This is a genomic window from Williamsia sp. MIQD14 (assembly GCF_051025635.1).
In the GTDB taxonomy this organism is placed as follows: domain Bacteria; phylum Actinomycetota; class Actinomycetes; order Mycobacteriales; family Mycobacteriaceae; genus Williamsia_A.
Genome location: NZ_JBPFDG010000001.1, coordinates 265411 through 287165, shown reverse-complemented (window position 1 = coordinate 287165; position 21755 = coordinate 265411). Strand labels below are relative to the sequence as shown.

Genomic DNA, 21755 nt, shown 5'->3' with positions numbered 1-21755 from the left:
CGCCGTGTCCGAGATCGTCGTCACCCGATCCGACGAGTCCGGTGTCGCCACCCTCGCCCTGGACTCGCCCGGCAACCGGAACGCGTTGTCGCCGGCGCTGACCGGGCAGCTGAGGGAGCATCTCGCGGCCGTCGACACCGACCCGTCGGTGCGGTCGGTGGTGCTCACCCACACCGGTGGGACCTTCTGTGCGGGGGCCGATCTCTCGGCGGCGATGTCCTCGGGACTCTCCCCGCAGGAGGCGTCGGCGGCGGGCACCGAAGCGATGATCGCCATCCTCCGGGCGATCATCACCTCGACGAAACCCGTGATCGCCCGGATCGACGGCCATGTACGGGCAGGCGGTCTGGGGATCGTGGGGGCGTGCGACATCGTCGTCGTCGGTCCCGCGACGACGTTCGCGCTGACTGAGGCACGGTTGGGGCTCGCGCCGTCGATGATCTCGCTGACCCTGCTCACGAAGATGGATTCGCGCGCCGCGAGCCGCTACTTCCTCACCGGCGAGAAGTTCGGGCCGCGCGAGGCCGCCGACATCGGTCTGGTGACCGTCGCCGAGGGTGACGCCGATGCTGTCGCGACGACGGTGGGTCGGCTGACCGCCGACATCGCCAAGGCGTCGCCGCAGGGCCTGCGGGAGTCGAAGAAGGTCGTCAACAGCGTGGTGATCGAGCTGTTCGAGCGCTACGCCGAGCAGCGACGCACCGAGTCGGCGGAGTTGTTCGCCTCCGACGAGGCCCGCGAGGGCATGTCGGCGTTCCTCGAGAAGCGTCCGCCCCGGTGGGTGCTCGACCCGGCCGTGTCGTGAACAGCCGACTGCCGCAACAGGATCGGTCGCGCGCCACCCGGGAGCGCCTGATCGCCTCGACGATCGACGTGCTGGCGTCGGACGGGTGGGCCGCGGCGACCGTGTCGGTGATCGCCGAACGGGCCGGGGTGTCGCGCGGCGCGGCACAGCATCACTTCCCGACGCGGGAATCGCTGGTGATCGCGACCCTGGAGCAGACGTTCGACGAGTTGACGACGCGCGCGGCTGACGGCGAGGAGACGCTGCCCGAGGGCCCGGGGCGTGTCGAGGCCGTGGTGACTCGCGCCGTGGAGGTCTACACCGGTACGCAGTTCAAGGCGCTGCTGCAGGTGTGGAGTGCGGCGGCGTCCGATCCCGCGCTGCGCGAGACGATCCTGCCGATGGAACGCCGCTTCGCCCGTGCCGCACACCGGCTCACGATGCAGTCGCTGGTGGGTGGTTCCGCCGATCCTGCCGTGCACCGGCTGGTGCAGGCCACCCTCGACATGGCGCGCGGTCTCGGCCTGGCCGACACGCTCTCCGACGACTCGGCGCGACGCAAGCAGGTCATCGCGACGTGGTCGGAAGTCCTTGCTGCAGCGCTGAACTGAGGTCGGCGACAGGCTCCGCCAGGTGGCGGAGATCGGCGACGACGGTGTCCGGCGACGGCATCGACTCGATCTCGGTGACCATCGCGCGTCGACGCTGCGCCGCGGTGACGGTCGGCGCGAGAAGCGCACCGACGGCGGCTCGGACGGATTCCGGATGGGCCCGCTCACCGATCAGCTGTGTTGCGAGACCGGCGTCGGCGAGTGCGGCGGCGTTGTCGAACTGATCGGCCCCCTGCGGCAGCAGCAGTTGCGGGAGGCCTGCGGCGAGGGCGGCCAGCGTGGTGCCCGACCCACCGTGGTGCACGATCGCCGACGCGTGGTGCAGCACCGCGGCCTGGGGGACCCACGGCTCAACGGCGATGCCCTCGGGCAGCGGACCCAGCGCGTCGACCGGTACCGACGGGCCCAGTGCGATGAGGACGCGGGTGCCCAGCGACGCGATGCCGGTGGCCACCTCGCCGAGCACGCGGGCATCGCCGAACTCGGTGCCGAGGGTGACGTAGACGAGCGGCCGGTGATCGTCACCGTCGAGGACGATCGGCGGCAACGGGCCGTCGGCGGCGAACGCGATGGGGCGCAACGGGACACGGCCGCGACGCGCCAGCACGTCGGGGTGCTGGAGCGAGGGTGGGCAGATGTCGAGGAGGGCGACCTCGGGGGTGTCGTGGTCGAAGGCGAACCCGCGGCCGACACCGTGCGTCACCACGTCGATTCCCGCGGTCTGCGCGGCGGTGACGGCGCCGATGGCCGCGGACTCCGCCACGATCAGGTCGGGCGCGACCCGGTCGATCACCGGCGCCAGATCGGTCTCGAACGACCGGGGGATCAGCTCGGTGAACGCCCGGCGGGTCACGTGACGGTGGGCCACGGTGTCGGCCTTCACCTGTTCGACGGACGTCACCGAGGCGTCCTCGGCCACGGCGCGTTCGAACGCGGCGCGGATGGACATACCCGCCGCCCAGGGCGTGAAGCCCTGCTCGGCCAGCGCGGGATGCAGCCGTTCCCCGACTGCCCAGTGCACGGTGTGGCCTGCTCCCTGCGCAGCGAGGGCCAACGGGACGAGCGGAAAGGTGTGCCCGTAGGCCTCGAGTGACGAGAACAGGATCCGCATGACGTGAAAGCTTAGCGGCACTAAATGGCAGCGGGCCTCCCGCGCCCGGTGGTGATCACCGCCACCAGTCGTCGTCGGGTGCCACCGCGGGGCGTCGCTTGTGTCGGGTCCGCGAGTAGGCCGCCTCGATCGTCTCCGCCGCCGCGGCGGGCACCTGACGACCCTCGAGGTACCCGTCGATGTCGCGGTAGCTGACACCCAACGCGTCCTCGTCGGGCAATGCGGGACGATCGTCCTCGAGGTCCGCCGTGGGGACCTTGTCCCAGGTGCTCTCGGGAGCTCCCAGGGTGCGGAGGAGTTCGGCACCCTGTCCTTTGGTCAGGCCGGTCAACGGCGTGACATCGGCCGCGCCGTCGCCGTGCTTGGTGAAGAACCCCGTCACCGCCTCCGCGGCGTGATCGGTACCCACCACCAGCAGTCCGCGTTCACCGGCGATGGCGTATTGGGCGATCATGCGTTCGCGCGCCTTGATGTTGCCCCGGTTGAGGTCGCTGAGGCGGTCGATGTGGAGGGCGTCTGCGACGGCCTGCGCCCCGGCGTCGACCGCGGGCGCGATGTCGATCGACGTCACCATCGTCGGCGCCACGAAGTCGAGCGCGATGTCGACGTCGGCAGCGTCGGCCTGGTCGCGGTACGGGAGCCGCACACCCACGAACTCGGCCTCGACGCCGTCGTCGACGAGCCTGTCGACGGCGAGCCGGCACAGGCGACCGGCCAGGGTGCTGTCCTGGCCGCCGCTGATCCCGAGGGTGAACCCCCGGGTGCCGGTGGCCCGGACGTAGTCGGTCAGGAACGTCACGCGACGGTCGATCTCGTCGCGTGGGGTGGTGGTCGGGCGGACACGCAGCTCGTCGATGATGTCGTGCCGCACCGTCATGATGGGCTCCCGGTGTCGGAGGTGTGACCGTCGACGGCGTCGCGGAGATGGTCCAGGAGGAAGTGCAGGCTCTCGCCCACGGTCGCAGCGAGCACGTCGGGTGGGTCACCGTCGAACACGCGGTGCGCGGTGTGTACGGCACCGCGGTCGAACAGGCCGAACCAGACGGTGCCCGGTGGCACGTCCTCCTGGGTCTCTGGTCCGCCCTCGCCGGTGACCGCGACGGCGATGTCGGCCCCGAACAGTTCGGCGGTGGAGCGGGCCATCGCGCGTGCCGCGTCCTCGGTCACGACCGGTCCGTCGGGGACCTTCAGCAACGAGTGCTTGACCTCGGGTCGATAGGCGATCACACCGCCGCGGTACCAGTCGCCCGACGATGTCGCCCTACCCAGATGGGTCGCGATGTTGCCTGCGGTGAGCGACTCCGCCGTCGCGATCGTGATGCGACCCTCGTCGGCGAGAGAGGCCAGTTCCTCGCACAGATCGCCGATGTCGTCGTCGGTGGGCAGTCGGTCGTCGGGATCGCTGATCATGTGACCCGCTTACCCGGCGGTCGAGGGGCTCAATCCACTCGATCCCGCGATGATCGCTTGCTCCACCGGTGATCGTGGATGGTCGAGATCGAACTGCTCGGTGAGCATCAGGCCCGGTTGCGACAGGAACCGTGGCCGGGTGCCTCGATGCTGTTGTGCCGCGTGGACGAGGAACGGGTGACAGAGGTGGACGTCGCCGGCGGCGCCGGTGGCGAGGACCTCGGGACGCTCGGGCGTCTCGCGGGAGCCGATGGCGTCGAGTTCCCCGGCGATGTCGAACATGTCGACGCCGGCCTCACCGAACGGGGCCAGGAGGTGCGGCACGTCGAGGTGGGAGCCGGAACGGATGCGCGTCGGTGCGTCGTCGTCCCCCACGTCGGACAGCAGGAACAGCATCAGCAGACCGCGGTCGCGGGAGGACACGTTGACGAAGTACCGACTCGCCCCGGGCGGCAGGAAACTCGCGTCGATGTGCCAGCCGGTGTCGCGGGATTCGGTGGCGGTGGGGAAGCGGACCGCGACGTTCCCGAGTTCGATCCGTTGCGTCCAGCGACCGGGCCCGACGAGCTGGTCGTAGGCCTCGGTCAGTGCCGGCGACCGCGCCGCGGCCGCGAACGACGGGGTCATCGGACTGTCGACGCGACGGACCGGCTCGGTCCACGACAGGGGGTCGTCGGGCGACTCGGCGAGGAGATCCCACAGCTGTGCGCGGCAGTCGTCGACGGTCGCGCGGTCGACGGCGCCGCGGATCGCGATGTGGCCGTCGCGGGCGAACGTCTCGAGGTCGGTGTCGGTGAGCGTCATCGCCGATCAGTGTGGACACGTGGACCGTGGGCGGGCAATCGTTTTTCCACCGACTAGGTTCTCCGACATGCCGACTCTGTCCGTACGGACGACCAGGATCGTTGTCGTCTCCCTCGTCGCGCTGGCGACCATCGCCTCCGGCGTCGCCAGCTACGTGGTCGGACGGCACTACGACGAACGCCGCGAGGCCGACGCGGTGCGGTCACTCGGACTCGGCGTCCGCCCGACGCCGCTCTGGACACTCGACGTGCAGCGCGTGGCGACCGGGCCCGGCGACACGCTCCTGTCGGTCGCGACCCCGGACACGAACACGAGCGGCTACGGGTTCCTCGTCGACGCGGCCGACAACCTGATCGCCGCGGTGGGACGGCCGCGGGCCTACACCGAGGTCGCCGACGTGACGCTGGTGGGCATCGGTCGCACCGATGGAGCACCGATCTGGAGGCGGCCGGTCGGTCCGATCACGAGCTGCACCGGCGGTCCCCTCGCGGGATCCATCGCCTGCTGGTCGCCGACCCGCGTGATCGTCGTCGACACCGCGACCGGCCGCGTGCGCGGCCAGGCCGATCCGGACTTCACCGTCTCGGGCGTGACGGTCGCCGGCGACGCGACCTATGTGAGCGGCACCCGGGGAACCGGACCCGCGGCGTCGGTCGTGCTGGCCACGGGCACCGTGGGCGCGCCGACCGCGAGCGTCCGGACCATCACCGATGCCGGTCCCGGGGCGTCGATCAGCGACGTGGCACCCGACCGCAGGGTCTTCATCGTCCGGGCCGCGGCCGACGGCGACATCGGGTTCGCCTCGGCGGTGTACTCGCTCGACACCGGGACGCGGCGCTTCGCCGCCGACGGCATCGTCACCACGATCGGCGACACCCTGTTCCGCGCCGAGACCTATCCCCAGGGGATCGAGCGTCTGCTCACCGACGACGGGACACAGGTCGCGACCCAGCGCCTGAGCCTTCCGGACGGGTCCTTCCGACCCCAGGTCACGGCAACCCCTTTCGCCCCGATCGTCATGGGCAACGGGGTGTTCGATCCGCGCTCCGGCGCACTGCTCTGGCGCGACCCGGTCCTCGACTGGGGCAAGGCGGACGGCGGCATCGCGCCGGCCGTCGTCGGTCCCACCCTCATCGCCGCATCGTTGGACGGGAATCTGATCGGCTTCGACGCCCGCTCGGGCCGTCGAATCTGGACCACCCCGTGGCCCGCCGCGTTCGTAGTCCGTTCCGGTATCTCCGACGGCCGCTTCTTCGTGTTCGGCGATGCCAGCGGCATGCACTCGCTCGACGCTGTCACCGGTCGGATCGTGTGGTCGGTGGTGTCCCGGTCGCCGTCGGCGGGCACTCTCGCGCTGACCGCCGTCTCCGGCTCCGGCGGCGACATCGTTCGGGCGGAGGGGGATTCGCTGTCGGTGTGGCGGGCCCGGAAGGGCGAACAGGGGTGAGTCGGCCGCGAGGGGGATTCAGTGGCGCGCGCGAGCCTCGCGGACACCCATCACGGTGACCGTCACGGCGACGATCGCCAGGCCCGCCCACTGCGACCAGGCCAGCGTCGTGCCCAACACGAGCACCCCGACGACGGCCGCGGTGGCCGGGAAGGCCAGTTCGCCGAGTGTCGCCCGGGACGCGGGGGTCGACTGCAGCGCGCGGTAGTAGAGGGTCAGGGCGAGCAGGCCCGGGATGAGGGCGAGCAGGACCAGGCCGACCGCGTCGCCCCATGCCGGCAGCAGGGGAGCGCCGGTGACACCGACGACGCCGAACGCCCCGACCGTGCCGAACCCGAGTCGCAGGGTCGTGAGGTGGCGGGGTGACAGCGAGGGCGACACCATGCGCCCGAGGACGGTGCCGACCGCCCACAGTGCCGCTGCGCCGAGGGCGAGCAGGGCCGGCTCGAGTTCGGACACGGTGAGGTGCAGCGGGTCGGCGAAGGCGAGCAGCCAGGCCCCGACGAGGGCGGGAATCGCGTAGAGCGCGAAGCGGGGTCGCAGGCGTTCGCCGAGGAGCAGCACCGCCAGGGCGATGGCGAGGACCGGCTGCAGCTTCTGCAGGACGAGCGGGGTGATGAAGTCGCCGCTGCTCCCGGCGATCGTGAACGCGCGCGTGAACAGTGCCGTCGCCACAGCCGAGGACCCGATGCCGATGACCACCACCGCGACCTTGTCGCGCACGCCGAGTCGCAGGAAGGCACGGATCGCCGACGGCAGGAACGGGGCGAGCAGAACCATGGGGAGGATGTGTTCCCACAGCACGATGGTGCCCGCGGCGAGGTCGGACGCCAGCGGCTTGCGCAACAGGCCGTCGAGGCCCCACAGCGCCGCCGACACCGCGATCAGCCAGGTCGCGTCACGGCGCCCACGCAGGCTCGACGACCCGCCGGCGTCGGCGACGACGACGGTCTCGTTCGAGGTCCCCCCGGCGACGGTCACCCGCCGACGCTGATGTCCACGCGGTCGGGATAGAACGCGACGTGGTCGACGATGTCGGCGACCGCGTCGTGGGGCCGGGGGTACACCCAGACCGTGTCGGCCTGCTCGGTGCCGTCGACGACGAGGTCGTAGTACGAGGCCTCGCCCTTGTAGGGGCAGTAGGTGTGCGCATCCGACGCCCGCAACACCGCGGGGTCCACATCGGCGATCGGGATGTACTGCACGGGTGGGTAGCTCGCCTCGCGCAGCGTCAGCGCCGCGTCGGACGCGGCGATCTGTCGCCCGTCCACGCTCACGGTCACGCGCTGACCGGTGGGCGTCACGGTGATGGGGTGGTCGGGACCGGGGACGAGCGGGGTGCGTGCCATGCGGGGATCAACGACGACGCGTGGCCGGCTGTTCCCGCCGGCCCGTGACGGCGATGTGCCCCGGAGACCGTGGGGTCTCCGGGGCACACCGACCCCGCGTGGGGTCACCGACGGGTGAGGTCAGCTGTCGTGCAGGATCACGCCGCGGATGTTCTTGCCGTCGCGCAGGTCCTGGTAGCCCTCGTTGACCTGCTCGAGGGTGTAGGTCGAGGTGACCAGCTCGTCGAGCTTGAGCTGACCCGCGTCGTACAGACGCAGCAGGCGCACGATGTCGTACTGCGGGTTGGCCGACCCGAACAGTGAGCCCTTGATCGTCTTCTCGTTGAGGGTCAGGTCGATCCCGGGCCAGTGCACCGTGAACTTCTCCGGGCTCGACAACCCGGTCAGCACGACCGTGCCGCCCTTGCCGACCGCGCCTATGGCCGCCGACACGACGTCCTCCTCGACGGTGCCGACGGTGACGATCGCGCAGTCGGCACCCTGGCCCCAGGTGAGCTCGGTGACCTTCTCCTGCGCCTCGGCCGGATCGGCGAAGGTGTGGGTCGCACCGAACTTGGTGGCCGTGTCGCGTTTGAACGCGATCGGGTCGACCACCACGACGTACTTGGCGCCGGCGTGCACGGCGCCCTGCACCGAGTTGATGCCGATGCCGCCGATGCCGTAGATGACCACCGTGTCGCCGGCGCGCACGTTGCCCGCGTAGACGACCGATCCCCATCCGGTGGGCACACCGCAGCCGACGAGCACGGCCTTGTCCAGCGGCAGCCAGTCGTCGACCTTCACCACCGAGTACTGGGAGATCACGGCGCGCTCGGAGAAGGTGCCGAGCATGCACATGCCGCCGAAATCGTCACCGCCGGCGTGGAATCGGTAGGTGCCGTCGGGCAGGCACCCGTCGAGGATGGTCGCACCGACGTCACACAGCGACTGTCGGCCGGTCGAGCAGTAGCGGCATGTCCCGCAGTTGGGGATGAAGCTGCACACCACGTGATCGCCGGGCTTGACCTTGGTGACGCCCGCACCGACCTCCTCGATGATGCCCGCGCCCTCGTGGCCGCCGACCATGGGGAAGCGCGGCGGGAGGTCGCCGTCGGTGAGGTGCAGATCGGAGTGACACAACCCCGCGGCGGTGAACTTGATCAGGACCTCGCCGTCCTTGGGCTTGTCGAGGTCGAGTTCGAGGATCTCGAACGGCTTTCCGGCGTCGAACAGTACGGCTGCCTTGGTCTTCATGGTCGAAGTCCCTCCTCCTCGGCGCACCGATCGGGGTCAGGGGTGCGCTCTGTAGGCCATGGTGACGCGCGTCACTCGATGGAGGTGTCCAACTTTTGGACAGGCTGGACGGGTCAGCCGTCGTGTCTCTGGACGACTCAGCCGTCGATGCCGAGTTCGCGCATCCGCTTGTAGAGGGTGGTGCGACTCATCCCGAGCGCCTGGGCGGTGCCGCGCTTGTTGCCGTCGTGGCGGTCGAGTTCGGAGACGATGGCGTCGCGGGTCGCGCGGTCGAGGGCGTTGAGGACCGCCACCCCGTCGTCGATGAGATCGATCTCGATGACGAAACCACCGCCCTCGGGCCGCTCCCACCGCAACGACGCCGCGTGTCCCGAGCTCAGCATCACCCGCGGCACGTGGCCTCGGCGGTTCATGGCGCCGTCGGTCAGGGCGCGCAGTGCGCTGTGGTCGGCCGGCCCGACGAGCTGACCGGCCGAGGCGTTCTCGAGAACGATCTCGTCGGCGATGGCGACGACCGGGGCGCCGCGCCGACGAGCCCCGGCGCGTTGGAAATGCCGCAGGAGCAGGTGCTCGCCGCTGCGGGTCTGTTCGAGGAGGCGTTCGGTGATGTCGTGTGCCGCCTGGACGAGCAGGGGTTGCAGCAACGGGTTGTCGTCGGACTGCAGGAAGGTGATGTCGAGGATCCCCTCGATCCGCCGGGTCACCGGGTTGTGGAGCGGGTGGCCGTAGCAGCTGAAGCGCTTCAATTCCTCGATGTAGTGCTCGTCGCCGCGCACGGCGAACGGCGACCGCAACGCGTGCACCGTGGCGATCGAGTTCGTGCCGGAGGTCTCCTCGGTGAACGACCGGCCGATCTGCACGCCCACCTCGGCGACGACGTCGTGGACCTGGTGGGAGCCGAAGCGCATGTCGACGAGCCGGGCGTCGCGGTCGGCGAGCAGGACGCAGAAGCCGCTCCCGGTCAACACACTCTCCATCCGGTCGAGGACGGGGGTGGCGGCGGCGAGGAGTCGACTCCGACGGTCGACCTCGGAGACACTGAACCGGGTCGCCGAATCGGCAGGCTGGAGTCCGGCCCGTTCCGCGCGCTGCCACGAGCGGGCGATCTCGGCCCTGACGAACTCGGACCCGGCGACCTCGGACATGCCCGAAAACATACGTCCAACGGCGCATATGCCGAGGTGAAATCGGTCGTCGAGGTGCCCGGGGATCGTTTTTGACCTGACCTGACGCGGTCGGTACAGTTGAGCGCTGGTGCCTGGCAACAGCCGGGCTGATCCGTATGCCATCGATCGCCGGTCTGTTTCCGCCGGCGAGGGCAGTGTGCGGGTGACACGACCACCACCTGTCGGCAGATTCGACACGCCCGACAGTGGGGTGAACAAACTAGTACTGACCAGCGCTTTCGGGCCTGGTGGGGCGAACTGTGGAGTTGCGCCGGAGTTCATCTCCGGTTCACCTGCCCGGAGCACCAACCACAGTGGACAACGAACACCGCCGAACCTAAGGACGAACAACCAGTGCCAACAATCAACCAGTTGGTCCGCAAGGGCCGCCACGACAAGCCTGCCAAGCAGAAGACGGCAGCGCTGAAGGGCAGCCCGCAGCGGCGTGGCGTGTGCACCCGCGTGTACACCACCACCCCCAAGAAGCCGAACTCCGCGCTCCGCAAGGTCGCCCGCGTGCGCCTGACGAGCTCGGTCGAGGTCACCGCCTACATCCCCGGTGAGGGTCACAACCTGCAGGAGCACTCGATGGTGCTCGTCCGCGGCGGTCGTGTGAAGGACCTCCCGGGTGTGCGGTACAAGGTCATCCGCGGCTCGCTCGACACCCAGGGTGTCAAGGGCCGCAAGCAGGGACGCAGCAAGTACGGCGCGAAGAAGGAGAAGGGCTGATGCCACGTAAAGGACCCGCCCCGAAGCGCCCCCTCATCAACGACCCGGTCTACGGCTCGCCGCTGGTCACCCAGCTGGTGAACAAGATCCTCCTCGACGGCAAGAAGTCGACCGCCGAGCGCATCGTCTACCGCGCACTCGAGCAGGCTCGCGAGAAGACCGGCACCGATCCGGTCATCACCCTCAAGCGCGCCCTCGACAACGTGAAGCCCGCGCTCGAGGTCAAGAGCCGCCGCGTCGGTGGTGCCACCTACCAGGTGCCCATCGAGGTCAAGCCCAACCGTGCGAACACCCTCGCCCTGCGCTGGCTGGTCACCTTCAGCCGGCAGCGTCGCGAGAAGACCATGGTCGAGCGTCTGGCCAACGAGCTGCTCGACGCCAGCAACGGTCTCGGCGCAGCAGTCAAGCGTCGCGAGGACACCCACAAGATGGCCGAGGCCAACCGGGCGTTCGCGCACTACCGCTGGTGACAATCCCTATCAACATCTTCTACGCGAAAGAGCGAGGCAGATAAGTGGCACAGGACGTGCTGACCGACCTGAACAAGGTCCGCAACATCGGCATCATGGCCCACATCGATGCCGGCAAGACCACCACCACCGAGCGCATCCTCTTCTACACCGGTATCTCGTACAAGATCGGTGAGGTCCACGACGGCGCAGCCACCATGGACTGGATGGAGCAGGAGCAGGAGCGTGGCATCACGATCACCTCTGCTGCCACCACCTGTTTCTGGAACGACAACCAGATCAACATCATCGACACCCCGGGCCACGTCGACTTCACCGTCGAGGTCGAGCGCTCGCTGCGCGTCCTCGACGGCGCGGTCGCGGTGTTCGACGGCAAAGAGGGTGTCGAGCCGCAGTCCGAGCAGGTGTGGCGTCAGGCCGACAAGTACGACGTGCCGCGTATCTGCTTCGTCAACAAGATGGACAAGCTCGGCGCCGACTTCTACTTCACGGTGCAGACGATCAAGGACCGCCTCGGCGCCAAGCCGCTGGTCATCCAGCTGCCGATCGGTGCCGAGAACGACTTCGAGGGCATCGTCGACCTGGTCGAGATGAAGGCGAAGGTCTGGCGCGGGGAGACCAAGCTCGGTGAGTCCTACGAGACCATCGACATCCCCGAGCACCTCGTCGAGCGTGCCGAGCAGTACCGCGAGGAGCTGCTCGAGACGGTCGCCGAGTCCGACGAGGAGCTTCTCGAGAAGCACTTCGGCGGCGAGCCGCTCACGATCGAGGAGATCAAGACCGCCATCCGCAAGATGACGGTGAACTCCGAGATCTACCCGGTGCTCTGTGGTTCGGCGTTCAAGAACAAGGGTGTGCAGCCCATGCTCGACGCCGTCATCGACTACCTGCCGTCGCCTCTCGACGTCGAGTCGGTCACGGGTCACGCGGTGGGCGACGAGGAGAAGCTCCTCACCCGCAAGCCGTCGTCGGACGAGCCGTTCGCGGCGCTGGCGTTCAAGATCGCCACGCACCCCTTCTTCGGCAAGCTGACCTACGTCCGCGTGTACTCGGGCAAGGTCGACTCCGGCGCCCAGGTCATCAACTCGACCAAGGGCAAGAAGGAGCGTCTGGGCAAGCTCTTCCAGATGCACTCCAACAAGGAGAACGCGGTCCCGACCGCGTCCGCCGGGCACATCTACGCCGTGATCGGACTGAAGGACACCACCACCGGTGACACCCTGTGCGATCCGCAGGATCAGGTGATCCTGGAGTCGATGAGCTTCCCTGACCCGGTCATCCAGGTCTCGATCGAGCCCAAGACCAAGTCCGACCAGGAGAAGCTGGGCACCGCGATCCAGAAGCTCGCCGAAGAGGACCCGACCTTCTCGGTGAAGCTCGACGAGGACACCGGCCAGACCGTCATCGGCGGCATGGGCGAGCTCCACCTCGACATCCTGGTCGACCGCATGAAGCGGGAGTTCAAGGTCGAGGCCAACGTCGGCAAGCCGCAGGTGGCCTACCGCGAGACGATCCGCAAGACCGTCGAGAAGCACGACTTCACCCACAAGAAGCAGACGGGTGGATCGGGCCAGTTCGCGAAGGTCATCGTCAAGCTCGAGCCGCTGGTCGACGCCGAGGACGGCGCGACCTACGAGTTCGTCAACGCCGTCACCGGTGGTCGCGTGCCCCGCGAGTACATCCCGTCGGTGGACGCCGGAGCCCAGGACGCCATGCAGTACGGCGTGCTGGCCGGCTACCCGCTGGTCAACCTGAAGTTCACGCTTCTCGACGGCCAGTACCACGACGTCGACTCCTCGGAGATGGCGTTCAAGATCGCCGGTTCGCAGGCACTCAAGGAGGCCGCCCGCATGGCCGGCCCCGTGATCCTCGAACCGCTGATGGCCGTCGAGGTCATCACACCCGAGGACTACATGGGTGACGTGATCGGCGACCTCAACTCGCGCCGTGGCCAGATCCAGGCCATGGAGGAGCGCAGCGGTGCCCGTGTCGTCAAGGCGCAGGTCCCGCTGTCGGAGATGTTCGGCTACATCGGAGACCTCCGGTCGAAGACCCAGGGCCGGGCGAACTACTCCATGGTGTTCGATTCGTACGCGGAGGTTCCCGCGAACGTCTCGAAGGAGATCATCGCGAAGGCGACCGGCGAATAGATCGTCGATGCGTCGCGACAACCGTCGCGACGCACACCAGCAAACAACCAATCTTTGCGGCTGAGAAAGCCTCAGGCGCATGACAGTCCAGGAGGACATCAAGTGGGTAAGGCGAAGTTCGAGCGGACCAAGCCGCACGTCAACATCGGCACCATCGGTCACGTCGACCACGGCAAGACCACGCTGACCGCGGCCATCACCAAGGTTCTGCACGACAAGTACCCGGACCTCAACGCCGCGTTCGCGTTCGACCAGATCGACAAGGCGCCGGAGGAGAAGGCTCGTGGTATCACGATCAACATCTCCCACGTCGAGTACCAGACCGAGAAGCGTCACTACGCGCACGTCGACGCCCCCGGTCACGCCGACTACATCAAGAACATGATCACCGGTGCCGCCCAGATGGACGGCGCGATCCTGGTCGTGGCGGCCACCGACGGCCCGATGCCCCAGACGCGTGAGCACGTGCTGCTCGCCCGCCAGGTCGGCGTGCCCTACATCCTGGTCGCGCTGAACAAGGCCGACATGGTCGACGACGAGGAGATCATCGAGCTCGTCGAGATGGAGGTCCGCGAACTGCTGGCCGCCCAGGACTTCGACGAGGACGCGCCGGTCGTGAAGGTCTCCGCTCTCAAGGCCCTCGAGGGTGACGAGAAGTGGGGCGAGTCGATCGCCGAGCTCATGGCCGCCGTCGACGAGTCGGTGCCGGACCCGGTCCGTGAGACCGAGAAGCCCTTCCTCATGCCCGTCGAGGACGTCTTCACCATCACCGGTCGTGGCACCGTCGTCACCGGTCGTGTCGAGCGTGGTTCGGTCAACGTGAACGAGGACGTCGAGATCGTCGGCATCCGCGAGAAGTCGACCAAGACCACCGTCACCGGCATCGAGATGTTCCACAAGCTGCTCGACTCGGCCGAGGCCGGCGACAACGCCGGTCTGCTGCTGCGTGGCCTCAAGCGCGAGGACGTCGAGCGTGGCCAGGTCATCATCAAGCCGGGTACCACCACCCCGCACACCGAGTTCGAGGGCCAGGCGTACATCCTGTCGAAGGACGAGGGTGGTCGCCACACCCCGTTCTTCAACAACTACCGTCCCCAGTTCTACTTCCGTACGACTGACGTGACGGGCGTCGTGACCCTGCCCGAGGGCACCGAGATGGTCATGCCCGGTGACAACACCGAGATGAGCGTCAAGCTGATCCAGCCGGTCGCCATGGACGAGGGCCTGCGCTTCGCGATCCGTGAGGGTGGCCGCACCGTCGGTGCCGGTCGCGTCACCAAGATCAACAAGTGACACCCTCCCGCGTCTGACGCGGGACCGCATCACCGAGAGCGCCCGATCCCGCAAGGGGTCGGGCGTTCTCGCGTTCGCACCCGTTGACCGGGCGGGTGCTGTGGCTGTCGAATACTGTCGACCACCGTGACGACTATCCGCGCCGACGAACGGATCGGCAGTTCGAGCCGCTTCACGCGAGACGAACTACCTCGCCTCGGAGTGATGGTCGCGTTCCTGGTGGTCCTCCATCTGATCGGATGGGGGCTGTTCGCCCACTACAATTCGATTCCGCGTATCCACGACCTCACCGGTTCGGACGGGACGCTGGTCTACGCAGGCGCGGGGCTGCTCGCCTACACGTTGGGGATGCGGCACGCCTTCGACGCCGACCACATCGCCGCCATCGACGACACGACGAGATTCCTGCTGCAGAAGGGACGGCGGCCGCTGGCCGTCGGATTGTTCTTCTCGCTGGGTCACTCGACGGTGGTGCTGGTGTTCGTAGGTGCGATCGCGATCGTCGCCGCACAGGCCACGGCTTTCCAGGAGGCATTCGCCGGACCGGGCGGAATCGTCGGCACGCTCGTCTCGGGCACCTTCCTCTACCTCATCGCGGCGCTGAACGTCATGGTGTTGTTCGGCATCGTGAAGGTGTGGCGGCGAGCCAGGCGCGGCGAGTTCTCCGACGAGTCCCTCGACGAACTACTGGCCAAGCGCGGTCTGATGAATCGATTGTTCCGGGGGCGGTACGACAGGCTCATCGACCATTCCTGGCAGATGTACCCGCTCGGACTGCTGTTCGGGCTCGGGTTCGATACCGCCACGCAGGTCGGTCTGCTCGCGGTCGCAGGCACCACCGCCATCGCCGGTGGGCTGCCACCGTTGGCGATCATCGCGTTGCCGGTGTTGTTCGCCGCCGGGATGACCACGATGGACACCCTCGACGGCGTGTTCATGTCGAAGGCCTATGGCTGGGCGTTCGTGACGCCGGCCCGCAAGATCTACTACAACATCACGATGACCGGGCTGACGGTGTTCCTCGCCCTCGTCGTCGGGACCCTGCAGATCCTGACCCTGCTGGCCGACGAACTCGGTCTGACGGGCGGCGTCTTCGATGTCGTCGCCGCGTTCGATCTCGAGCGCATCGGGCAGCTCGTCGTCGCCACCTTCGTTGTCGTGTGGATCGGGGCGGTGCTCTACTACCGTCTGGCGCGGGTCGACAGGCGGTTCGCCGCCGCGCTCGATCAGACCGCGTCGACCGGGTCGAAGTGAGTGACCTCGGGGAACGGATCGTAGAAGTGGTGCAGCAGTTCCCGCCATCGCCGGTACTCGGGTGAATCGCGGAATCCCTCGGTGTGATCGGTGAGCTGGTCCCACTCGATCAGCAGCAGATAGGTGTCGGGGTCCTCGATGCCCCGCGACAGCCGCAGGCCCACGAAACCGGGCATCGACGCCACGATGGCCTTCGCCTCGGCGAACGCGGCGCGGAACTCGTGCCCTCGGCCCGGGGCCACCGGCAGCAGTGCGTGTTCGACGATCATGGGCTCACTCTCGCATGGCACGCTGGGGTGTGTGAGCGATGACGAGACGATGACCGGTGTCGGAGTGACCACGCAGGCGGGTGTGGTGCGGGGTCGCCGCGTCCGCACCGGCGACACCGAGGTGCACGCGTTCCTCGGGATCCCCTACGCCGCGCCCCTCGTCGGCGCCGCGCGGTTCGCGCCCCCGGGGCCGGTCGAGCCGTGGGACGGTGAGCGATCGGCCACCGAGCACGGGCCCACCCCGCCGCAGGGCCCGTACCCGCCGCCCACCTCGGAGCTGTTGCCCAGCGTCATCGTCGAGGGCGACGAATCGCTGAACCTGTCGGTGTGGACGCCCGACCCGGGTGCGTCGGGTCTGCCGGTGATGGTGTGGATCCACGGCGGCGCCTTCGTCCGCGGGACGCATCGCCTCGCCACCTACGACGGCGCCGCGTTCGCCCGCGACGGTGTCGTGATGGTCGGCGTGAACTACCGTCTCGGCGCGCTGGGCTTCCTCAGCCTTCCCGGGGCGCCGGACAACCGGGGTCTGCTCGACCAGATCGCCGCCCTGGCATGGGTACAGGCGAACATCGCGGCGTTCGGCGGCGACCCCGATCGGGTCACCGTGTTCGGGGAGTCCGCGGGCGCCATGAGCATCGCGGCGCTGCTCGCGTCACCTGCGGCCGAGGGATTGTTCACCCGCGCGATCCTGCAGAGCGGCAACGGGATCAGCGCGGCCGATGTCGCCGACGCGCGCCTGGTGACCTCGGAGTTCACCGAGACGTTCAGCCTGCCGCCGACGGTCACCGGTGTCGCCGACCTCGAGACGGCACAGTTGCAGCGCGCCCAGGATGCGGTCGCGGCGATGGTCGTCGGCGACCCGAACCCCCATAGGTGGGGAGCGTCGATCATGGCGCGGGGGCTCGGCGTGATGAGTCTGTTCCCGACCATCGACGGCACCGTTCTCCCCGCGCTGCCCATCGACGCGATCCGCGCGGGGGCCGGTCGCGGTGTCGACATCCTCGCCGGGACGACCCGCGACGAGATGCGCTTCTTCCTCGTGCCCAGCGGCCTGGCGGGGATGGTGACCGCCGAGATGTTGCCCGCGCTGCTGACCCGGTTCGGTGTCGATCCCGACGCCGCGGCACCGTATCTCGCGAACCGTCCCGACGAGTCGCCGGGCGACGTGCTGTGCTCGGTGCTCACCGATCACGCCTTCCGGGCACCCACGGCCGACGTCGTCGACGCCGTCGTCGCGGGTGGAGCGTCGGCGTGGCAGTACGAATTCGCCTGGCGCACACCGGTCCGCGACCTGCGGGCGTGCCATGCACTCGAGCTGGCGTTCGTCTTCGACAACCTCGGCGGCTCGGCTGCGCTCACCGGCGACGCCCCGCCACAGGCGCTCGCCGACGAGATGCACGCGACCTGGGTGCGATTCGCCACCACCGGCGACCCGGGGTGGGACCGTGTCGGCGACACCCGCCCGGTACGGACCTTCGGCGACGCCGATCTGGAGGTCGATGCGGTCGTCGTCGATCCGCGCGCCGACGAGCTCGCCGCCGTCCGTCACCCCTGACCGCCCGAATCCCGGTCGACGGGGGCGGCGGGTCGATCTGAACGCGCGCCGACCGTGCAGCCGCGCGCGATGCGGGGCGCGCAGACGAACGGTGGGCGTGCGACGGCGATGAGTCAGGTGTCGGCGCGGTTGTGCAGGCGGCGCGGATCGACACCGGCGGCGGTCCAGGCCTCGTGGGCCCAGGGTGTGTACAGCCACCTCTGGGGGAGACGGTTCACGAGCGGGTTGATCGCCCGCATGAACGCGGCGAAGCGTTGGAACCGCCGCTCCTGGCGCGGCGACCACTCCAGGCGGCAGACCGTGCGCATCTGCTCCGGCAGCGTCCCGATGACGATCGTGCGCAGGGCCGCGTTCAGCGGCACCGACACCACCCGCCAGACCGGCGCCGGCACACGACGCGGTCGTGGGAGCCCCTGTCGCAGATAGCCGGTCGCGTAGACGATCGTCTTGTGCGGCACGAACCGTTCCAGCATGCGCTCCCAGTAGGCGCAGAACTCGTCGTAGGTCTGCGGTTGGTCACGCGCACTGATGCCGTAGAGCGCGTACCAGGTCTTGCTCTCGTCGAAGATCCGGCACTTCTCGGCGTAGGACAGCCGCCGGATGAAGGTGTCGGTCACGTAGAGCACCTGGTCGACGAAAGTCGCGTGCGCCCAGTAGAACAACTCGGGATTGAGGGCGTGATAGCGCGACCCGTCACTGATGGTGCCCTTGATGTCGCGATGGAAGTCGCGCACCGTCGCACCCCAGTGCGCGGCGTCGGCGGCATAGACCGTCCGCATGATGGGCGGACCGGTGCGCCGGGCGCGGCCGAGGAAGTCGTCGAAGATCACTGAGTGGTCGGCGACGCCCTGCCCGAGTTGTTCGATGCAGTTCTCGGTGCCGGCGAGACGTTGGAACCCCAGCAGTCCGCGCATGTCGCCGTAGAACTTCCAGATCAGGGTGTCCGGGCCGAGCCGTGCCCCGGTCGCCGACTCGATGTCGCGGTCGGCGAGCACCGGTTCCGCCTCACGGATCCGTGCGTCGAAGCCGTCACGCGCCGAGATCACAACATCGCTCATGAGACGAATACTAACATTCGTCTCATGTGGCAGCGTGAGCGATGTGAACATCCCCCCGGTCGCCGACATCCTCGACACCGCCGTCGTCGTCGCCCTCCCGATGCGCCAACGGTTCCGCGGTATCACCGTGCGCGAGGCGCTGATCTTCTCCGGCCCCGCCGGCTGGGGTGAGTTCGGCGCCTTCGTCGAATACGACGACGCCGAGGCGGCGTGGTGGCTCGCCGCCGGCATCGAGGCCGCCCACCAGGGGCCACCCGCCGCGCTGCGCGACGAGGTCGCGATCAACGCGACGGTGCCCGCGGTCCCCGCCGAGGAGGTGGCGGCCATCCTGGCCCGTCACCCGGGCGTGAGCACGGCCAAGGTCAAGGTGGCCGAGCCCGGCGACACCCTCGACGACGAGGTGGCGCGGATCGAGGCGGTACGTGCCGTCGTGCCGACCGTCCGTGTCGACGCGAACGGCAAATGGTCGGTGCCGCAGGCGATCACCGCGATCCGAGCCCTGGGCGAACTCGAGTACGTCGAGCAGCCGTGCGCGTCGATCGAGGAACTCGCGGCCGTGCGCGCCGCGGTCACGACCCCCATCGCCGCCGACGAGAGCATCCGTCGTGCCGAGGACCCACTGCGCGTGGTGCGCGCCGGGGCCGCCGACGTCGCGGTCCTGAAGGTCGCGCCGCTGGGTGGGATGCGACGCTTGCTGGCGTTGGCCGAGCAGATCGACCTCGATGTGGTGATCTCCAGCGCCCTCGACACCGCCGTCGGGATCTCGGCGGGCATCGCGACCGCCGCGGCCCTCCCGACCGCGCCGCCCGCGTGTGGACTGGGTACCGGGAGCCTGTTCGAGATCGACGTCGCGCCGACGTCGCCGTCGGTCTCCGGCGTCCTCGCGCCGCGCATCGTCACCCCCGACGGGCGCGCCCCATTGGCCGCGCCGGCCCGCCGTAAGTGGTGGATCGACCGGGTCCGCAGGGTGCACGCGCTGCTCGCCGAGGGCCATCCGGCCGCCCGATCGTGATGTGACCCAGTAGACAATCCCGGGGCCCAAAGATACAGTTGCTGGCATCTGTTCCAATGGAGGTGCACAGCGATGACAACGGTTGACTCGGACATCCCGGCCGGAAGCGAACTGAAGAAGGTGCCGTTCTCGACCCGGAGCGGCATCGCGACGGTGCTCGGTATGCGCCGCGACCCCTTCGGTTTCCACGAGAAGCGAGTCGCCGAGTTCGGTGAGATCTCCGGCATGAGCGCGTTCGGTCGCAAGTGGGTCGTGGCGTCGGGCCCCGAGGCGGCCGAGGAGGTGCTGATGAATAAGAAGCGCACCTTCGCCAACGCGCCGGCGTGGTCGTACCTCATCGGCCCGTTCTTCAACCGCGGCGTGATGCTGATGGACTTCGAGGAGCACCGCAGCCACCGCCTGATCCTCCAGCAGGGCTTCAGCCCGGTCGCGATCCGCCAGTACATGGATCTGATGCAGCCGATGATCGCCAAGCGGATGCAAGACTTCCCGACCGGGAAGATCCTGTTGTTCAAGGAGTTCAAGGCACTCACCCTCGACGTCGCGCTCGAGGTGTTCCTCGGACTGGAACTGCCCAAGGCCGAGGCCGACCGCATCAACGGCGCCTTCCTCGACACGGTGCAGGCCGGTGTCGCCGTCATCCGCAAGCCGGTCCCCGGCACCCGGTGGTGGAAGGGGATCCGCTCGCGGAAGATCCTCGAGGAGTTCTTCTACTCCCACATCCCCGCCAAGCGGGCCACCGCGACCCCCGACCTCTTCTCGGTGCTGTGCCACGCGGAGAGCGACGAGGGAGCGACGTTCTCCGATGAGGACATCGTCAACCACATGATCTTCATCCTCATGGCCGCGCACGACACCTCGACCATCTCGATGACCCAGATGTGTTACCGGATGGCGAAATCGCCGGAGTGGCAGGCGAAGGCACACGAGCAGTCGATGACCCTCGACTCCGAACTCACCTACGACGACCTCGGGTCGCTGACCGTGCTCGACGCGGTGTTCAAGGAGTCGCTGCGCATGTGCACCCCGGTGCCCGCGCATCCGCGGATGGCGGTGGCCGACACCGAAATCCAGGGGTACTTCGTCCCCGAGGGGTCGATGGTGACCGTGCCGTCGCTGTTCAACCACTACGACGAGCGCATCTACAGCGACCCGTGGACCTTCGATCCGGAGCGCTTCGGACCCGACCGCGCCGAGGACAAGAAGTTCCGCATGGGATGGAGCCCGTTCGGCGGTGGCGTGCACAAGTGCATCGGCCTCTACTTCGGGCAGATGGAGATCAAGACGATCATGCATCAGCTGGTGCGGAACTTCGAGTGGTCGGTCCCCGCCGACTACGAGATGCCGATGGACTACAGCTCGCTGCCGATCCCGAAGGATCGCCTCCCCGTCACCCTGCGTCGCCGGTGAGCTCGGACGTCTCGGCGTCGGGCCGCAAGACCCGCAACACCGACAGTCCCGGCGACCAGGAGGACGCGATCCTGTCGGCCGCGGCCGCAGAGTTCACCGACACCGGTGTGCGGCGCGCCTCGGTCGACGAGATCGCCAAGCGCGCCGGGGTCAGTCGCAGCACGCTCTACCGACGGTTCCCGAACAAGGAGTCGCTGTTGCTCGCCGTCGCGACGCGTCTCTACCAGGACGGGATGCGGGCACTCGAGCTGTCGATCACCGGCCTCTCGCCGAAAGAAGCCATCGCCGAGGCGTTCTCGGTCGGAGCGCAGCTGATCCAGAAGGATCCGCTGATGCATCGCCTCGTGATCGAGGACGCCGACATGAAGGGCATCACGTCGTCGTCGGTGACGTCGATGTTCATCGACGCGGTCACCGACCGCACCGTCCGCGCCCTGCGCAGCGTCGGTGCCACCCGTCCCGATCCCGACCTGCGCGATGCGGTCGAGATCGTCGTGCGGCTGGTGATCTCCCAACTCGAGGTCCCGGCGTCGGACCCGATGAAGCAGGAACCCGAGTGGGTCCGCGCCTTCGCGGCCACCCACCTCGCCCCGATGATCTGGTGACCGCGGAGACCGCATCCGCCACGGCCACCCCGGTC

22 protein-coding genes are annotated in these 21755 nt (G+C 68.6%); 12 read left to right on the top strand and 10 right to left on the bottom strand.

What is annotated here, in order from left to right; genetic code table 11:
• The first annotated feature begins 4 nt into the window (after positions 1-4).
• Both ACQ7HM_RS01055 and ACQ7HM_RS01050 read left to right on the top strand, forming a co-directional pair.
• Entirely contained in the window at positions 5-805 is an 801-nt protein-coding gene (locus tag ACQ7HM_RS01055) for an enoyl-CoA hydratase family protein (protein ID WP_434214394.1), read from the top strand.
• Entirely contained in the window at positions 802-1395 is a 594-nt protein-coding gene (locus tag ACQ7HM_RS01050) for a TetR/AcrR family transcriptional regulator (RefSeq protein WP_434214393.1), read from the top strand. The genes ACQ7HM_RS01055 and ACQ7HM_RS01050 overlap by 4 nt, the downstream gene beginning before the upstream one ends.
• Here the strand turns inward: ACQ7HM_RS01050 and ACQ7HM_RS01045 are convergent.
• Genes ACQ7HM_RS01045 through ACQ7HM_RS01030 form a run of 4 tightly spaced genes read right to left on the bottom strand, consistent with a single transcriptional unit; the run spans position 1352 to position 4720 of the window.
• Positions 1352-2506 (bottom strand): glycosyltransferase, encoded by a 1155-nt coding sequence (locus ACQ7HM_RS01045; RefSeq protein WP_434214392.1) that lies wholly within the window; start codon positions 2504-2506, stop codon positions 1352-1354. The genes ACQ7HM_RS01050 and ACQ7HM_RS01045 overlap by 44 nt on opposite strands.
• A 55-nt stretch (positions 2507-2561) precedes the next feature.
• Positions 2562-3386 carry an ammonia-dependent NAD(+) synthetase gene (gene nadE / locus ACQ7HM_RS01040; protein ID WP_434215594.1) on the bottom strand — a complete coding sequence of 275 codons (825 nt, stop codon included), beginning with the start codon at positions 3384-3386 and terminating at the stop codon, positions 2562-2564.
• Complete coding sequence (locus ACQ7HM_RS01035; RefSeq protein WP_434214391.1) at positions 3380-3916, bottom strand: CinA family protein; 537 nt, start codon at positions 3914-3916, stop codon at positions 3380-3382. Before ACQ7HM_RS01035 ends, nadE begins: the two co-directional genes overlap by 7 nt.
• Positions 3917-3925: 9 nt before the next feature.
• Positions 3926-4720 (bottom strand): phytanoyl-CoA dioxygenase family protein, encoded by a 795-nt coding sequence (locus ACQ7HM_RS01030; protein ID WP_434214390.1) that lies wholly within the window; start codon positions 4718-4720, stop codon positions 3926-3928.
• A 67-nt stretch (positions 4721-4787) separates the two neighbouring features.
• Here ACQ7HM_RS01030 and ACQ7HM_RS01025 point away from each other — a divergent pair, with 67 nt between their 5' ends.
• Positions 4788-6167 carry a PQQ-binding-like beta-propeller repeat protein gene (locus ACQ7HM_RS01025; protein ID WP_434214389.1) on the top strand — a complete coding sequence of 460 codons (1380 nt, stop codon included), beginning with the start codon at positions 4788-4790 and terminating at the stop codon, positions 6165-6167.
• 18 nt (positions 6168-6185) lie between these two features.
• Here the strand turns inward: ACQ7HM_RS01025 and ACQ7HM_RS01020 are convergent, their stop codons facing one another.
• From ACQ7HM_RS01020 to ACQ7HM_RS01005, 4 genes are all read right to left on the bottom strand, one after another.
• On the bottom strand, positions 6186-7148 hold the full coding sequence (locus tag ACQ7HM_RS01020) for a DMT family transporter (RefSeq protein WP_434214388.1): 963 nt from the start codon (positions 7146-7148) through the stop codon (positions 6186-6188).
• Complete coding sequence (locus ACQ7HM_RS01015; RefSeq protein WP_434214387.1) at positions 7145-7516, bottom strand: DUF427 domain-containing protein; 372 nt, start codon at positions 7514-7516, stop codon at positions 7145-7147. Before ACQ7HM_RS01015 ends, ACQ7HM_RS01020 begins: the two co-directional genes overlap by 4 nt.
• Before the next feature lie 120 nt (positions 7517-7636).
• The gene (locus tag ACQ7HM_RS01010) at positions 7637-8749 is read right to left on the bottom strand and encodes an NDMA-dependent alcohol dehydrogenase (RefSeq protein ID WP_434214386.1); all 1113 of its coding nucleotides are present in this window, start codon (positions 8747-8749) and stop codon (positions 7637-7639) included.
• Between the two features lie 137 nt (positions 8750-8886).
• Positions 8887-9894 carry a helix-turn-helix domain-containing protein gene (locus ACQ7HM_RS01005; protein ID WP_434214385.1) on the bottom strand — a complete coding sequence of 336 codons (1008 nt, stop codon included), beginning with the start codon at positions 9892-9894 and terminating at the stop codon, positions 8887-8889.
• Positions 9895-10269: 375 nt separating this feature from the next.
• Here ACQ7HM_RS01005 and rpsL point away from each other — a divergent pair, with 375 nt between their 5' ends.
• From rpsL to ACQ7HM_RS00980, 5 genes are all read left to right on the top strand, one after another.
• The gene (rpsL, locus tag ACQ7HM_RS01000; protein ID WP_045823748.1) at positions 10270-10644 is read left to right on the top strand and encodes a 30S ribosomal protein S12; all 375 of its coding nucleotides are present in this window, start codon (positions 10270-10272) and stop codon (positions 10642-10644) included.
• The gene (rpsG, locus tag ACQ7HM_RS00995) at positions 10644-11114 is read left to right on the top strand and encodes a 30S ribosomal protein S7 (protein WP_045823747.1); all 471 of its coding nucleotides are present in this window, start codon (positions 10644-10646) and stop codon (positions 11112-11114) included. Before rpsL ends, rpsG begins: the two co-directional genes overlap by 1 nt.
• A gap of 44 nt (positions 11115-11158) precedes the next feature.
• Positions 11159-13264, top strand: coding sequence for an elongation factor G (gene fusA, locus ACQ7HM_RS00990; RefSeq protein ID WP_434214384.1), 2106 nt, complete (start codon positions 11159-11161; stop codon positions 13262-13264).
• Between the two features lie 102 nt (positions 13265-13366).
• The gene (gene tuf / locus ACQ7HM_RS00985; RefSeq protein ID WP_434214383.1) at positions 13367-14557 is read left to right on the top strand and encodes an elongation factor Tu; all 1191 of its coding nucleotides are present in this window, start codon (positions 13367-13369) and stop codon (positions 14555-14557) included.
• Positions 14558-14683: 126 nt separating this feature from the next.
• Positions 14684-15811, top strand: coding sequence for a HoxN/HupN/NixA family nickel/cobalt transporter (locus ACQ7HM_RS00980; protein WP_434214382.1), 1128 nt, complete (start codon positions 14684-14686; stop codon positions 15809-15811).
• Here ACQ7HM_RS00980 and ACQ7HM_RS00975 read toward each other — a convergent pair.
• On the bottom strand, positions 15784-16080 hold the full coding sequence (locus tag ACQ7HM_RS00975) for an antibiotic biosynthesis monooxygenase family protein (RefSeq protein WP_434214381.1): 297 nt from the start codon (positions 16078-16080) through the stop codon (positions 15784-15786). The two genes, ACQ7HM_RS00980 and ACQ7HM_RS00975, sit on opposite strands and share 28 nt — an antisense overlap.
• Before the next feature lie 49 nt (positions 16081-16129).
• Here ACQ7HM_RS00975 and ACQ7HM_RS00970 point away from each other — a divergent pair, with 49 nt between their 5' ends.
• Positions 16130-17635, top strand: a complete 1506-nt coding sequence (locus tag ACQ7HM_RS00970; RefSeq protein ID WP_434215593.1) for a carboxylesterase/lipase family protein — start codon at positions 16130-16132, stop codon at positions 17633-17635.
• A 113-nt stretch (positions 17636-17748) separates the two neighbouring features.
• On the opposite strand, the gene ACQ7HM_RS00965 is transcribed toward ACQ7HM_RS00970, so the two are convergent.
• Entirely contained in the window at positions 17749-18693 is a 945-nt protein-coding gene (locus ACQ7HM_RS00965; RefSeq protein ID WP_434214380.1) for an oxygenase MpaB family protein, read from the bottom strand.
• On the opposite strand from ACQ7HM_RS00965, the gene ACQ7HM_RS00960 reads away from it, so the two are divergent.
• The 3 genes from ACQ7HM_RS00960 (at position 18692) to ACQ7HM_RS00950 (ending at position 21720) form a co-directional block, all read left to right on the top strand.
• Positions 18692-19705 (top strand): o-succinylbenzoate synthase, encoded by a 1014-nt coding sequence (locus tag ACQ7HM_RS00960; RefSeq protein ID WP_434214379.1) that lies wholly within the window; start codon positions 18692-18694, stop codon positions 19703-19705. The genes ACQ7HM_RS00965 and ACQ7HM_RS00960 overlap by 2 nt on opposite strands.
• A gap of 72 nt (positions 19706-19777) precedes the next feature.
• A complete protein-coding gene (locus ACQ7HM_RS00955) occupies positions 19778-21115 on the top strand; it encodes a cytochrome P450 (protein ID WP_434214378.1) in 1338 nt (445 codons plus the stop codon).
• Positions 21112-21720, top strand: coding sequence for a TetR/AcrR family transcriptional regulator (locus tag ACQ7HM_RS00950; protein WP_434214377.1), 609 nt, complete (start codon positions 21112-21114; stop codon positions 21718-21720). The genes ACQ7HM_RS00955 and ACQ7HM_RS00950 overlap by 4 nt, the downstream gene beginning before the upstream one ends.
• Positions 21721-21755: the final 35 nt, after the last annotated feature.

Excerpts from the sequence above, each read along its gene's own strand:
- ACQ7HM_RS01045 (WP_434214392.1), bottom strand. The coding sequence starts at position 2,506 with ATGCGGATCCTGTTCTCGTCACTCGAGGCCTACGGGCACACCTTTCCG.
- ACQ7HM_RS00970 (WP_434215593.1), top strand. The coding sequence starts at position 16,130 with ATGACCGGTGTCGGAGTGACCACGCAGGCGGGTGTGGTGCGGGGTCGC.
- ACQ7HM_RS00975 (WP_434214381.1), bottom strand. The coding sequence starts at position 16,080 with ATGATCGTCGAACACGCACTGCTGCCGGTGGCCCCGGGCCGAGGGCAC.
- ACQ7HM_RS00960 (WP_434214379.1), top strand. The coding sequence starts at position 18,692 with ATGAGACGAATACTAACATTCGTCTCATGTGGCAGCGTGAGCGATGTG.
- rpsG (WP_045823747.1), top strand. The coding sequence starts at position 10,644 with ATGCCACGTAAAGGACCCGCCCCGAAGCGCCCCCTCATCAACGACCCG.
- ACQ7HM_RS00955 (WP_434214378.1), top strand. The coding sequence starts at position 19,778 with ATGACAACGGTTGACTCGGACATCCCGGCCGGAAGCGAACTGAAGAAG.
- ACQ7HM_RS01005 (WP_434214385.1), bottom strand. The coding sequence starts at position 9,894 with ATGTCCGAGGTCGCCGGGTCCGAGTTCGTCAGGGCCGAGATCGCCCGC.
- ACQ7HM_RS01010 (WP_434214386.1), bottom strand. The coding sequence starts at position 8,749 with ATGAAGACCAAGGCAGCCGTACTGTTCGACGCCGGAAAGCCGTTCGAG.
- ACQ7HM_RS01035 (WP_434214391.1), bottom strand. The coding sequence starts at position 3,916 with ATGATCAGCGATCCCGACGACCGACTGCCCACCGACGACGACATCGGC.
- ACQ7HM_RS01030 (WP_434214390.1), bottom strand. The coding sequence starts at position 4,720 with ATGACGCTCACCGACACCGACCTCGAGACGTTCGCCCGCGACGGCCAC.
- ACQ7HM_RS01025 (WP_434214389.1), top strand. The coding sequence starts at position 4,788 with ATGCCGACTCTGTCCGTACGGACGACCAGGATCGTTGTCGTCTCCCTC.
- ACQ7HM_RS01015 (WP_434214387.1), bottom strand. The coding sequence starts at position 7,516 with ATGGCACGCACCCCGCTCGTCCCCGGTCCCGACCACCCCATCACCGTG.
- ACQ7HM_RS00965 (WP_434214380.1), bottom strand. The coding sequence starts at position 18,693 with ATGAGCGATGTTGTGATCTCGGCGCGTGACGGCTTCGACGCACGGATC.